Annotated in this window: 14 protein-coding genes and 1 tRNA gene; 3 read left to right on the top strand and 12 right to left on the bottom strand. The window is 30.0% G+C overall.

Going from position 1 to position 13,291, the window contains the following annotated elements; translation table 11 throughout:
- From KJ971_08560 to KJ971_08545, 4 genes are all read right to left on the bottom strand, one after another.
- Positions 1–295: hypothetical protein (locus KJ971_08560; protein MBU1145882.1), on the bottom strand; the 295-nt coding region annotated here is incomplete at its 3' end.
- Between the two features lie 519 nt (positions 296–814).
- Positions 815–2,119, bottom strand: coding sequence for a type II toxin-antitoxin system HipA family toxin (locus KJ971_08555; protein MBU1145881.1), 1,305 nt, complete (start codon positions 2,117–2,119; stop codon positions 815–817).
- Complete coding sequence (locus KJ971_08550) at positions 2,119–2,466, bottom strand: helix-turn-helix domain-containing protein (protein MBU1145880.1); 348 nt, start codon at positions 2,464–2,466, stop codon at positions 2,119–2,121. Before KJ971_08550 ends, KJ971_08555 begins: the two co-directional genes overlap by 1 nt.
- Before the next feature lie 451 nt (positions 2,467–2,917).
- Positions 2,918–3,002 (bottom strand) — tRNA-Leu (locus tag KJ971_08545).
- Between the two features lie 172 nt (positions 3,003–3,174).
- On the opposite strand from KJ971_08545, the gene KJ971_08540 reads away from it, so the two are divergent.
- Together KJ971_08540 and speB are read left to right on the top strand one after the other, a co-directional pair.
- Positions 3,175–4,668, top strand: a complete 1,494-nt coding sequence (locus tag KJ971_08540) for an aminotransferase class I/II-fold pyridoxal phosphate-dependent enzyme (protein MBU1145879.1) — start codon at positions 3,175–3,177, stop codon at positions 4,666–4,668.
- Positions 4,658–5,518 (top strand): agmatinase, encoded by an 861-nt coding sequence (speB, locus tag KJ971_08535; protein ID MBU1145878.1) that lies wholly within the window; start codon positions 4,658–4,660, stop codon positions 5,516–5,518. The genes KJ971_08540 and speB overlap by 11 nt, the downstream gene beginning before the upstream one ends.
- A 31-nt stretch (positions 5,519–5,549) precedes the next feature.
- Here the strand turns inward: speB and mutT are convergent, their stop codons facing one another.
- The 8 genes from mutT to tdh form a co-directional block, all read right to left on the bottom strand.
- A complete protein-coding gene (mutT, locus tag KJ971_08530) occupies positions 5,550–5,945 on the bottom strand; it encodes an 8-oxo-dGTP diphosphatase MutT (protein MBU1145877.1) in 396 nt (131 codons plus the stop codon).
- Positions 5,942–6,628, bottom strand: a complete 687-nt coding sequence (locus KJ971_08525; GenBank protein MBU1145876.1) for a DUF1361 domain-containing protein — start codon at positions 6,626–6,628, stop codon at positions 5,942–5,944. The genes mutT and KJ971_08525 overlap by 4 nt, the downstream gene beginning before the upstream one ends.
- Positions 6,629–6,701: 73 nt before the next feature.
- Positions 6,702–6,995: a hypothetical protein gene (locus KJ971_08520; GenBank protein MBU1145875.1), complete on the bottom strand. Its 294-nt coding sequence runs from the start codon at positions 6,993–6,995 to the stop codon at positions 6,702–6,704.
- The gene (locus KJ971_08515; GenBank protein ID MBU1145874.1) at positions 6,976–7,665 is read right to left on the bottom strand and encodes a Pr6Pr family membrane protein; all 690 of its coding nucleotides are present in this window, start codon (positions 7,663–7,665) and stop codon (positions 6,976–6,978) included. The genes KJ971_08520 and KJ971_08515 overlap by 20 nt, the downstream gene beginning before the upstream one ends.
- Positions 7,662–8,519, bottom strand: a complete 858-nt coding sequence (locus KJ971_08510; protein MBU1145873.1) for a DUF3137 domain-containing protein — start codon at positions 8,517–8,519, stop codon at positions 7,662–7,664. The genes KJ971_08515 and KJ971_08510 overlap by 4 nt, the downstream gene beginning before the upstream one ends.
- 44 nt (positions 8,520–8,563) lie before the next feature.
- Complete coding sequence (locus tag KJ971_08505; protein MBU1145872.1) at positions 8,564–9,268, bottom strand: class I SAM-dependent methyltransferase; 705 nt, start codon at positions 9,266–9,268, stop codon at positions 8,564–8,566.
- A gap of 181 nt (positions 9,269–9,449) precedes the next feature.
- Complete coding sequence (locus KJ971_08500; GenBank protein ID MBU1145871.1) at positions 9,450–10,637, bottom strand: glycine C-acetyltransferase; 1,188 nt, start codon at positions 10,635–10,637, stop codon at positions 9,450–9,452.
- Positions 10,621–11,706 (bottom strand): L-threonine 3-dehydrogenase, encoded by a 1,086-nt coding sequence (tdh, locus tag KJ971_08495; GenBank protein MBU1145870.1) that lies wholly within the window; start codon positions 11,704–11,706, stop codon positions 10,621–10,623. The genes KJ971_08500 and tdh overlap by 17 nt, the downstream gene beginning before the upstream one ends.
- Positions 11,707–11,993: 287 nt before the next feature.
- Between tdh and KJ971_08490 the strand changes: the two genes are divergently transcribed.
- Positions 11,994–13,196: an AraC family transcriptional regulator gene (locus tag KJ971_08490; GenBank protein MBU1145869.1), complete on the top strand. Its 1,203-nt coding sequence runs from the start codon at positions 11,994–11,996 to the stop codon at positions 13,194–13,196.
- Positions 13,197–13,291 lie beyond the last annotated feature (95 nt).

Here is a 13,291-nt window from a genome sequence, read left to right as displayed (position 1 = left end):
TAATACCAATCATTAATTTACGCATTGTTTTTTTAATAAAACATACCGCATCAGATTTATTGTACTTATTTTCGATAAACTCATATGAATGACGATTTAAGAATAGATCAAACCATTTTTTCCCTTGTAGCATTGCGCCAGAAAAATATTCATCATTCTTCGAATCAATAAAAAAAAGATAAGCTAGCTTCATTTCAAGTGCTATGTCTTTATCGGTATATTCTAATCCATAATCTTCAATCATATATGCCAAACAAGTATATGAACACGAACGATTAAAATTCATATATTTCATATGTTAATCACCCTTTTATATAATTATATCAAAAATGAATTGTAAAAACGATGTATATCGTGAAATCAAAACACCAAATTCATGTGTTAATAATCGAATTATAACAATTTCATCCAGATTTGTAAAGGCACACCTTATGAAGACAATTTACTTTAAAGCTAAAATAACGCTATTTTCAATGATAAGCACTTCTAAGATTAACCATCAATTCTTTTGATTTATAAGGTAATCGTATAAATTGAAATGTAATCGTCAAAAGTTTGAACTCTTAAAATAAAAAAACCTGCAAAAGTATGGAATTCAACCTCTACAGGACTATTGGAAATTGGCAGAAGGGAAAAATGTCCCTTTTTGCAAAGAAAAAAGGCTTGATACTTTGGTATCAAACCTATGCTTCTGAATTGACTCTCTATCGTTGGAGAAGATATTAATGAATCTACACTTACTATATTCTATTTAAAGCCGTAAGAAATGCAGGTTTTTTGTGTCCGCTTAAATATATCAATATCCAATAATTGATTACTCAAAAAAATAAGAATGGTGTGTTTTTTGTATATTCGTTAATAGTTTAATCGTACTCTCTTTTATATTTACACTACGTGCTAGAATCTCATATTCCTTTACAATATTATATACTTCGTCTATAATCTTGCTACACTTTGAAGTTTTAATATCCATCGATTTACCACATTGCATCAAATCTTCTTTATTAAATTTTGTAGTTTTCCCATTTATACTCATCTGATGAGATTTAAGCCATTGATTCGATAGATCATAAGCAAAGGTAACATCATAAGCAGGTGATAAATACCAGTTACCTTTTCTATCCATTAGGAAAGATATGTTCTTAACATGGTCATCTTGGTTAACCGCAAGTACATTGAATACCATTCTTTTAAAAAATTGTTCAATATCATTACTTGGACATCCAATTTGCTTAGCAGTTAAAGCAGCTCTTTCATAGCTACATAATGCTGGAGTATTGTAATCAAGGTGTAAAATCGCACCTAAAGATTGCATATGTACTTTTTCACCTTTGTCTCTATCAAATCGTTTAGTCATAAAATGGTTGTTATTTCCTTCAGTGAATAATCTGCATTCACTCATTGTGATACCAGCCTTTTTAGCCATAAGATAATATGAATACTCAATTAGAGTATATTCAGGTTCATCCTCATGATTGTAATCTCCGTTCTTTCTAACCCCATCAAACTTAATTAGCCAGTGTTCAAAATCCTCTCCCAAATCAATTTGTCCCGAACGGAACTCACGTGTTTTCTTGTTATATGCAATAATTGCTTTTGCCCTTGCACCACCTGCAGAGGTGCCTAATTTTAAGAGTTGCTGATAGCTGATGTCATCACCTGAAGTTAAGGATAGACTTTTTTGTTTGTCTAAAATAGCTGATGCAAAATCTACCATTTTCGCTATACTTACTTCTTCATCGGAATCTTTGTTTCCGCTGCTATCCGGTTCATATTCTAGCGCTCCCATTCCTCGCTTTCCTGTATAACATAGTCTTTCAAGTACATTAAAAGATTCACTTGTTCTCCCTTGAGAAGCAAGCCACCTATCGATAATCGCATTTCCAAATTTATCTGGCAATGAGTCTGAAATCAATCCTGGAACTCCTTTAAAAGATGTGTTTAATAATTCTGGGAATTCATATATCTTCCTTGATAATGGCATTTTAATCGGTGAAACCTCAATACCACTATTAAGAAAATTCATTTCATACTCAAAAGAGACAAATCCTTTTGATTCATCTAAGGTAAAGTAACCTATTATGGTACCCCATAATTTCACTTTTGCAACTTTTATCATTATGATTCGTCACCCCATTTAAATTCTTTGCTTAAATCTCGAACTTTTTTCTTGATTGCTCTCGAGCGACGTTTAATATTGGAGTTGGTTTTCAGATAATATGAAGGTCTTTGTGTTGAATCTGGCACTAACAAATCAAGATTTGAATCCAATCCTAATGCCATTAATACTTTTATTATAGTAGATAAATTTACATCTTCACCATTCTCCATATTTTGTATACTTCTCCTAGAAACGCCAGATTTAATAGCTAATTCTTCTTGAGTTAAAGCACTATATATTCTATATGATTTAAGTCTAAGTCCTAATTCTAATAACGCTGCTTGTGATGATAAATATTTACTCAAAATAACACCTCATCTCTGTTTCGTTTCTCTACATTAATTATATCATATTTTTTTTAATGCGCAATATATTACTCAGAAACAATATTTTATGCTTATATTATGCAATATAATGCGCTTTCTTATTTTTCTATAGTTTAATGTATTATGCGCATTATATTGCATATTTAACACCAATTTACGATTTATTGAGCATTTATATGCGCTTTAATGAAATGCGCTGAACTGATACCAAGAAATGAAAGATTGTTTCAGACATCATTAAAAATGAGCTATCATACAGTCAAGCAGCAAGTAAATATGAGATGTATTTATCATCAGGTAGTCTAAATGATACATTACCTGTAAGATGGGTATCAGTATAGACTCTATGGAAATTGGAATATAGGCAAAATCTTCCTTTCTGCAAACAAAAAAGGCCTGGTACGATTGTATCAAACCAATGCTTTCTATATGGTGCGGTTGATGGGACTCGAACCCACACGTCATAAAGACACTACCTCCTGAAAGTAGCGCGTCTGCCATTCCGCCACAACCGCTTATATCTTAAAATAATTATATCATATATCTGAAAGGTAAGATTAATATTATTATTTGGATTTTTTTAATTTTTTTAAATTCATCATTAAAAATACTTTTTAATTATATCAAATTATGTTATTATTCATATTGCATACAATGCTTCAAAATAGAAAGGTGGGTTATATTACATTGAAAATTGATCGACAACAAGCAACACCCTTTTTTACGAAATTAAAAGAATATGGATTAAGTGATACCACGTCGTTTGATGTCCCTGGGCATAAACTAGGGAAAGTCAAAAATGATTTACAGGATTTTATAGGTCAAAACACTTATCTTTTAGATAGCAATGCACCTATCGGTTTAGATCATTTAAGCAGACCTACTGGAGTTATAAAAGAAGCAGAAGCCTTAATGGCTGATGCTTGTCACGCTGACAAAGCTTACTTTTTAACCAATGGAACTACCATTGGCATTATTGCTATGATTATGTCGGCTTGTAGTGCAAATGATAAAATTATTTTACCTAGAAATGTACATAAATCTGTAATTAATGCTCTGATTTTAAGTGGGGCTATGCCTGTATTTGTCAAACCCGATATTGATGCGAATTTAGGAATTGCAAATGGAGTTTCTTATGAAAGTGTTTTAGAAGCAATAACTGAAAACCCTGATGCAAAAGCTATTTTTTTAATTAATCCAACTTATTTTGGAGTATGTAGCAATATTGAGAAAATCACAACATTAGCTCATGAAAATAACATTTTAGTCCTTGTTGACGAAGCGCATGGAGCACAGTTTTATTTTTCGGAAAGACTGCCTTTAACTGCAATGGAAGTTGGCGCGGATATCTCTGCTACTTCCATTCATAAAACAGCTGGTTCTTTTACTCAAAGTTCTGTTCTCCTTACAAAAGGCAAACGAATTGATTCTACTAGACTTCGTTCTACCTTAAATATGCTTCAAAGCACTTCTCCTAGCAGTTTACTATTAGCTAGTTTAGATGTATCTAGAAAAACAATGTATTTTGAAGGTCCAAAAAGAATTGATACTTTATTAAACCTTGCTTCCAAAGCAAGAGAAAATTTAAAAACAATTCCTGGTATCAAAATCATGGACAAAGATTACATTCTTTCAAGAGATGGCTTTGATTTTGATGAAACAAAAATTGTTGTAAAAGTTTCAGAATTAGGATTATCAGGATTTGAAGTATACCAAAAATTAAGAAAAAAATATAACATCCAATTAGAACTTGCTGAATCTCACATAGTCCTTGCTGTTCTTTCAATTGGATCTACAAAAGACGATTTAGATAACTTGTATTTGGCACTAAAAGACTTATCGAAAAAATATTATAAAATTCGAAACCGTTTGCCTAAAATTAAATTTGATTATCAATTCCCTGAAACTTATACTAGACCGCGTGACGCATATCATGCTCCAAAACTGAAAGTTCCTTTAGAAGAAGCTTACGATGAAGTGTCCGCTGAAATGATTATGATTTACCCACCAGGAATTCCAATGATTATTCCAGGTGAAATTATCACACAAGAAGTGATTGATGACATCAATTTTTATATTAAAAAAGGATCCATTATACATAGTGAATTAGACAATGGTCAAATTAAGATTATTGATAAAGAAAATTGGGTAAAATGGGAAGGTGAAGAACATGAGTTTTAATAAAGTAGATTTGTCTTTTCAAAGTTGTAATAAAACCTATGAAGAAGCATCTGTTATTATTTTTAGTTCTCCTATGGATGCAACAACTTCTTTTCGTCCTGGAACGAGATTTGCAGGCAATGCAATTCGTGTTGATTCTTTAGGACTTGAATGGTATTCTCCCTATCGAAACAAAGATTTAAAAGATTTTAAAACATCTGACATTGGCGACCTAGATTTACCGATTGGTGATGTGGAAGGCGCTTTAGATGTGATTTATAAAACAACCCAAGTTATCCTAAAAGATAATAAAAAACCAATGATGATAGGTGGAGAACATTTAGTTACTTATCCTGTTATAAAAGCAATGGTTGAAAAATACCCAAACTTACATATCATTCATTTAGACGCTCATACGGATTTAAGAGATGAGTTTTTTGGAAGAAAATTATCTCATGCCACCGTTATAAAAAGATGCCATGATTTATTAGGTGATGGGAAAATCTATCAGTTTGGCATTAGAAGTGGAGACAAATCAGAGTTTGACTGGGCAGCAAGTGGTCATACTTTCTTACAAAAGTTTGATTTTGAAGGATTAGAAGCTGCAATTGAATCCATTAAAGATGTTCCAGTTTATATTACTATTGATTTAGATGTATTAGATCCAAGTGTTTTCCCCGGTACTGGAACTCCTGAACCAGGAGGAATGATGTATAAAGATTTATTAAAGGCATTTGATGCTTTCGAAAAATTAAACAAAATTGTTGGAGCGGATTTAGTAGAGTTATCTCCAATGATTGATGCATCTGGAACTTCTACAGCTGTGGCCGCAAAATCGCTTAGAGAAATGATATTACTTCTTCACACATAAATGTAAAAGCGCCTTAAATGGCGCTTTTCTTTTATAACAAATGGTAAGATAACTCTTCAACAATTGGTAAATCTGCTGGTGTAAAATCAAGAGATAATAACTCTTCCTTTTTCACCCATTTTTTTTCAATATGTTCAGATATTTCTAACAATCCGCTCTTTAATTCACAAAGATATGTATAAAGATTGATAATAAAAGTGTCATATTCATATGTGATTTTCATAAAGAAAGATTTCACATTGATTTCGCTATTTAATTCTTCTTTTATTTCCCTTTTTAATGCCTCTTCGTGGGTTTCATCTTTTTCAATTTTCCCACCAGGAAATTCCCATTTATATGCTAAACTTTTATTTTTTCCTCTTTTTGCACAAAAGACATATCCATCTTTGATAATAATGGCCCCAACTACTTCCAATGTTTTTTTCATATCGTTTGATCCTTACTGGTTTTACTACTCATAATTAAATTTCGATAAATGATAAATAATGATAATTGAATGAGTGTATACACAGTAATAAAAAAGATGGTAAACATCGTGAAATGATTAAAAAAATCTGTAAATATTGAAATTAAATTTAAAAAATTCCAAGAATTATAACGAAAGAATCTTCCGATATATATTCCAAAACTCGATAATATGGTAATACATAAAAGTAAAAGCATGCTTTTATATAATCGATATTTTTTAATTGCGTATGAATACACAGTATTTAAGGATACAACTCCTAATATAATCCCAAAAATGGCACCGAAAAAGATATGAAACAGTGATAACCAACTGGATAAGTCTTGAAGATATATTAAAGAAGAATACGGATTTTCTTGATACATAAATTCGATTTGATTAATATAAATGAGATCGGTAATTAAATAAAAAGTATTTGGCAAAAATAAAAGCCAAATCCCAAAGCTCATAACCACAAACCATTTTTGTTTTATATACTTTTGGTTAATTAGATAAACGATTAAAAAAGGAACAAATGCAAGCAACATATTCCAAGCAAGCATTAAGTGTAACGAATCATTTCGAATTAAAAATACAAGAGGAGAACTTAATACATATCCTAATGTAAATATTGATAATATTTTAAAAGTTTTTTTATCTAGCATAATTACTGCACCTCGTTTAAAGAAGAAACTATTTTATTTTTGATAAAGAAAAGAAGTTCACTGAACTTCTTTTTTACAAGTTAAATACAATGACAACTGTATTTAAGATTAAAAGAACTACTGATACAAATAACCATTTTTTTTGTTGCTGTTCTTCTTTTGATTGGAAAAGGTAATATACAGAAAGTAGTTCAACTACTAAAATAATACTTAGTCCAAATGTTTTAGGCAACGTCGTTGGCGAACTTCCAAAACTTGCAATTTGCATCACTAATAAATCTGGTAAGTAAAAATAAGATATTACATTCATCGCAAGAAAAACAACTAATAATCCAATCCCTATATACTTATGATTTTTCTTTAACATGTTCATTCTCCTTTTTATTAACTAACTTGTGATCGATATAAACAAATAATATAGACATTAATGTAATAAAAAATGTAATAACTAAAACAAAAAGAATTACTTTAAACCAACCTATTTCATCAGGATTCATAAAATAGTAGGGATATCTTGTGATTGCTTCATTGTATTCGAATGTTCCCCCAGCAAAAGCATAAAGATTGGCATATCCAAAATATAAAACAGGAATAATTAACCAGTACTTTACATGGTTATAGAGATAATTTCCCTTTTCGGTAAACAACAAATAGTATAACAACATCATCAGTGGTGTAAAAGTATGAACTAAAAAATTACTCCAAAAGGGTGGATCATAATTACTTGTTCCAAAAATAGGGTCAAGCAATACATGGTAAACAATAAACGTAATGAGTATAGCAATGGTAAAAGCTCCTTGCAAAATTAATCCCGTTTTAGATAAATTCTTTTTTTTGAAATACAAAAACACAAAAAAGCCGAATACAAGAATATTGCTTTGCATTGTAAAATAGGAAAGCGATTCAGCAACATTTTCAGAATTAGTAAGATTTAAAATTATCCCTAATCCATTGCCAAGTAACATAAATAAGATGAATAGTCGTTTAAATACCTTTTTATCCACAATTAAAATTCCTCCAGAAAAATATTTAATCAAATATTTCTTTCAAATTTTAAAATATCTATAATTGATTTCATGTCCTCTAACTCTAATTCGAATTCTTTTGTTAATTCACTATCCATTTTTCGAAACATCTTCAAATCTAACGAATCCACACCTGTTTTTATGGCCACATACAGCTTGTTTTCTATAAAAGAAAATACTATTTTATCGTGATATTTTAGATCTAGCTTCCTTAATCGCTCCATAAATGGAGGAGTTAATATTTCAAAAGCATTCAATTCATTTTTTGCTAAAACATTAAATTCTTGATTAAATTCAATGGATTCTGTTTTAATTTCAGTATAACTGCCAAATCCCCATTTAGCGCCAAATCCTGGTTGTAAAACAACCATATCAGTCTTAAATCCTTTTGGAAAATCAAAGCGATAAACTCTTCCTAAAAATACAGTAACTACAGTCGTGGTTTTTCCATTACTTCTTACATCTTGAAGTTTTACATCTGCAGATTGGAAATTAATGTTTTTATAGGTTGCCTCTAGTAAATCTTCTGAAAAATATTTATCTGCTTTTCTTAATATTCTTGAGTGATATACTTCTTCCTTTTCAAATCCTATCTCTGGTCGATAAGTTGAACCAGGATAAATTTCTTGAACCATTTTGCTTATATAGATTCGTTTGTATTCTAAACTTAATTTTTTAAATTGTTTTGATGCGATTCCGGCAATTATTGCCCCGCTTAGAAAAAGAAGCGTCACAATAAATAGAAATTGGGGGTTAGACATTCCTAAAGGAATAAATAAAACAAATCCAACACCTATCATAACATATCCACATAATGCTAGGATTTCATATCGTTTCTTCTTTGCAATAAATTCAGTTGGTTTCATGTTGTCCTCTCTAATTCTTTACTATTTCATTTCCGATATATAATTTATTTTTTACAAGTGAGTACTAATTGATTGCTTTTTGTTAATTTAAAAGAAAAAAATGAAAATCCATCGAAAGCTTTAATCTCTTTAAATCCGATTTTTTTAAGACAAGCTTCTAACTCTTCAAACCTTATTGGGACTAGTAGTACTTCTTCTTGATAGGTATTTGAATCTGTTTTTAATGTCATTAAAAAATGAATCTTTTCTCCATCAAACATATAGTCTCTTTGAAAAGAAATCTGACTCGACTCAATTGTAGGAAGACTCTTTATGTTTTTGTTTAGAATTCGATCATAATTTATTATTTGAATGATAAGATTTGAGTCGCTTTTTAGTGCATTATACATTAATTGTAGAGAAACACATATTTCTTCAATTGAATGTAAATGGACTAACGTATTTCCAATACAATAAATCCCATCAAATTGATTTGATTCATCAAGTTCTAACATATTTCTTTTAGTAAAATGTGCTGTTTGACTGGTTTGTTTTGCCTTTAAAATTGCTAAGCGAATCATTTCTTGATCAAAATCAAGACCATAGACCTGATATCCTTTTCGACTTAAACCTAAAGCATATTCGCCCGTTGCACAACCCAAATCTAAAATCTTTCCTTTATGCAAATGTTCTAAGAGAAATTCAAGTGTTTGATTCTTTAGTGGAAAGATTTCATCATAATACTTTGAAAAGTTTTTATATATTGACATCATTCATTCCTCCCTATATAACTTTTTTTAAAATGTAAGTATACTACCAGAAATATTATATCAAAAATTATGTAAAAACACTTCATTGTTTCAAAATTATTGTATTTTTTGTTTTTGAAGGAATGTAGTAAAAAAATCATAAAAAAAAGCTGTTTATGTCTTTCAATAAACAACTTTCGTATTAGATAATATTTAATTCTTTTCCAACTTTAGTGAATGTTCTTATAGCATAATCCAAATCTTCTTGAGTATGGGATGCGCTAATCATAACCCTTAAGCGTCCTTTTCCTTTTGCAACGGTTGGAAATACAATTCCAGATACGAATACTCCATTTTCTAAAAGTGCCTTAGAAAAGCGTAAAGTAGTAGCTTCATCACCAATCATGACTGGAGTAATAGGTGTCTCACTTTTACCAATATCGAATCCCAAGTACTTCATCGCGTTTTTAAAGTATTTTGCGTTTTCCCATAATTTTTCAGTAAATTCTGTGCTTTCCATTAAAATTTTCACAGATTCAATAGTAGCAGCTGTTGCGGAAGGTGGTAAAGCGGTTGAAAATAAAAGTGGTCTTGCTCGATGGAGCAACCATTCTTTTACATTTTCCTTGGTAGCAACATATCCTCCAATTACTCCGATAGCTTTACTTAATGTCCCAACAATAAAATCAATCTCTCCATTTAATCCATAGTGGTCAACGGTTCCTCTTCCTGATTCCCCTAATACTCCACTACCATGTGCGTCATCGACATAAGTTAGGCAATTAAATTTTTTTGCTAAGTTTACAATTCCAGGAAGATTTGCCAAATCTCCATCCATTGAAAACACTCCATCCGTTATAATTAATACGTTTTCAAAAAGTGATCTTTTTTCTTGTAAAATTCTTTCTAAATCTTCCATATCGGAATGTTTAAATACAGCTTTATCTGCTTTTGCAAGTTTCATTCCATCAATTATTGAGGCATGATTTAGTTCATCACTTAGTATTAAATCTCCTTTTTGAACAATTGCTTGAATTACTCCAAGGTTGCAATTTAGTCCTGATTGAAAGCAAACAACTGCTTCTTCTTTTTTAAATTCAGCAAGAAGTGTCTCTAATTGTTCTAGTAAATCTTGATTTCCTACGATTGTTCTTACACTTCCAGCTCCAACTCCATACTTTTCAATTGCTTGAATAGCTGCTTGTTTTACTCTTGGATGAGTTGCAAGTCCTAAATAATTATTGGAAGATAGATTGATAACTCTTTTATGATTTAATTCAATCACATTGGAACAAGGGCCATAGTTAACCGGTAGTTTCCGATAAACTCCATCTGTCTTTAATCCTTCTATTAATTTATCAATATAATCTAATTTAGCCATCGATTTCATCTCCTGGAAATAGTATAATTTTGCCGCAATTTCTGCTTCCCATTACTTCTGCGGCAATGTTGATATCTTTTAAAGGAAATTGGTGTGTTATGATATCGTCTAAATGTAATTTATTGCTATCAATTAAAGCTTTCACTTGATACCATGTATCATAAATTCTTCTTCCTACCACTCCATAAATTTGGATGCCACGAAAAACAACATCATTTCCAAAATCTAATTCAATATTTTCAGAAGGAATCCCTAACATAGATATTCCTCCTCCTGCTTTTAAATACTTAAAGGCTTGTTCAATGGCGGTTTTATTACCAGAAAATTCGCCAATAACATCTGCCCCTTTTCCATTTGTCAATTTTAGAACAGTTGCAATCACATCTTCATTTAAAGGATCAATTACAAAATCAGCTCCAATTTTTTTTGCGAGATTGCGTCTATAATCATTTACTTCAATCGCAATAACTCGTTTAGCTCCATATGCTTTTGCTACGTCTACTCCAAGCAATCCAATTGGTCCACATCCTAAAACAACTACCGTCTTATTAAAAATTTCAAAATGAGTCATTGTGTGAACAGCATTTCCTAAAGGTTCTTGAACTGATAAGTGTAACATATTTTGATTTTTATCATTTACAAAACAATTTGCTTCTGGAATTTTTAAATATCTTGCAAAACATCCATCTGTATCTACTCCAATAATTTTTGTATTTTCACAAATGTGACCTTCTCCTCTTAAGCAAAATTCACATTCACCACAAATAATATGTGTTTCAGCACTAACGATGTCCCCAAGTTTAACTCTTGTTACTTCTTGTCCGATTTTAATAATCTCTCCGCTAAATTCATGCCCTACTGTTAAAGGTAATTTCAGCCTTTTTCTTGACCAAGCATCAAAGGTATAAATATGATAATCCGTTCCACAAAAAGATGCGGTTAAAACTTTTATCAATACTTCTCTTGGTAATAAATCAGTAGAAATGGTTTTTGGAATGTACGAAAACCCTTTCTCTGGAACCTCTTTTACAACAGCCATCATTTTAAGTGATTTTACAGTTTCAGGTAATTCCGTCATTTTTTAAATTACTCCTTCTCTTCATTTTTACAAACGCTTTCATTCATAGATATTATAACACATGAATTTAATTTTGATTAAATTTTTTTCTGGTTTTTTTCAAAAAATACAATGATTTTTTAAGATAATTACAATTCATTAAAGAATCAATATAAATCTTGAAAATTTTCTATTTTTTTACAATTTTGAGACATTTTTTTTGTTGTTTCTAATGGAAATAAATAAATCTTTTTAAAGAGAAAGTATGTTTTTGAAATAAAATATGCTATAATAATTTTGGTGATACTATGCAAATCGACAATATTAAACTTAAAGTTGCATTATTCAATAAATTTTCCAGTATTCCCATAACGATTTTATCACAAAAGAATAATGTAATTTATAATTCCTTTGATATGAAACACACGGACGAGTTATCTATTTTCCCACACTATTCTTTATTGAAATTTGATAGAACATCTCCTGGAATATTAACTTTTCATGCAATTGAAGTCTATGGTTTTTTTAGTGAAGTAATCGATAATAATCTATACTTTTTTTTGATTGGTCCAATATTAACTGTTCGACCAGTTAGTTACGAAAGCATTCAATTACTTTCTTTTTCTAAATTATTTGACGAAGCATCTTCAAGGAAATATATTAAAATGATTCCCTTACTACCTTTTCCTAATATTATTCATTTTATTGAGTTACTTTACTTTGATATCTCTTCTAAGCATATAAATTATGAAGAAATATTTAATCATCGAATTGTTATTGAATCAAAAGAATTTAAAGAAGATTCTAATATTAATTTATGTCACGAAAAATCCAATCATGATCAAGAATACTCTTTATATGAAGAGATTATGAAATATTATGATGCCATTAAAGCCGGGGATTTAACTACAACAAATCAGCTTCTGAATCAACAAATTCTAATTAATTATTTAACCAAACAAAATTTGAAAAATAATTTATATTATATAATAAGTATTTCATCCTTATTAGCAAAAGCTAGCGTTGATAGTGGAGTAGAATATAAGGATGCTGAATCTTTTTCATTTACTTTAATTGGTTATGCAGAAACTTGTGAAGTCATTGAAGATTTTATTTTCGTGCTTAAAAAAATGGTTTTAGGTTTTGCTTCTCTTGTAAATGACTTAAAAAATGAGCAACGCTTTTCAAAACCTGTAAACAAAGCCATATCATATATCGATAAGCACCTTCATTTCGCTATTACTTTAGAAGAAATTTCTTCTCATGTTAAATTATCAAAACCATATTTATCTCAATTGTTTTCAAAAGAAGTTGGTAACTCTTTACAAATATATGTTCAGTTACGTAAAATTGAAGAAGCCAAAAATCTATTATCTTACACTAAAATTTCTATTTCTGAGATTTCTCAAATTTTGGCATTCTGTTCACAAAGTTATTTTACAGAAGTTTTTAAGAAAGCAACAAGTTATACACCCGTAAGTTATCGTAAAAAGTATCGAAAATCAAAATAAAAAGGCTTCTTTTGAAGCCTTTTTTTTATAGGTATTCTTTTAAAAATGAAGATCTTTGTACAATGCTTTTTTTAGATATTTTGCTTTTAACTCTT

The sequence above is a fragment of the Bacillota bacterium genome, assembly GCA_018818595.1.
Lineage (GTDB): Bacteria > Bacillota_I > Bacilli_A > Izemoplasmatales > Hujiaoplasmataceae > JAHIRM01.
The sequence above is the reverse complement of the archived record's forward strand: the minus strand, read 5'-3'. Positions and strand labels throughout refer to the sequence as shown.

Excerpts from the sequence above, each read along its gene's own strand:
- KJ971_08500 (MBU1145871.1), bottom strand. The coding sequence starts at position 10,637 with ATGAAATCGATGGCTAAATTAGATTATATTGATAAATTAATAGAAGGA.
- KJ971_08490 (MBU1145869.1), top strand. The coding sequence starts at position 11,994 with ATGCAAATCGACAATATTAAACTTAAAGTTGCATTATTCAATAAATTT.
- KJ971_08555 (MBU1145881.1), bottom strand. The coding sequence starts at position 2,119 with ATGATAAAAGTTGCAAAAGTGAAATTATGGGGTACCATAATAGGTTAC.
- mutT (MBU1145877.1), bottom strand. The coding sequence starts at position 5,945 with ATGAAAAAAACATTGGAAGTAGTTGGGGCCATTATTATCAAAGATGGA.
- KJ971_08510 (MBU1145873.1), bottom strand. The coding sequence starts at position 8,519 with ATGAAACCAACTGAATTTATTGCAAAGAAGAAACGATATGAAATCCTA.
- KJ971_08505 (MBU1145872.1), bottom strand. The coding sequence starts at position 9,268 with ATGTCAATATATAAAAACTTTTCAAAGTATTATGATGAAATCTTTCCA.
- speB (MBU1145878.1), top strand. The coding sequence starts at position 4,658 with ATGAGTTTTAATAAAGTAGATTTGTCTTTTCAAAGTTGTAATAAAACC.
- KJ971_08525 (MBU1145876.1), bottom strand. The coding sequence starts at position 6,628 with ATGCTAGATAAAAAAACTTTTAAAATATTATCAATATTTACATTAGGA.
- KJ971_08520 (MBU1145875.1), bottom strand. The coding sequence starts at position 6,995 with ATGTTAAAGAAAAATCATAAGTATATAGGGATTGGATTATTAGTTGTT.
- tdh (MBU1145870.1), bottom strand. The coding sequence starts at position 11,706 with ATGACGGAATTACCTGAAACTGTAAAATCACTTAAAATGATGGCTGTT.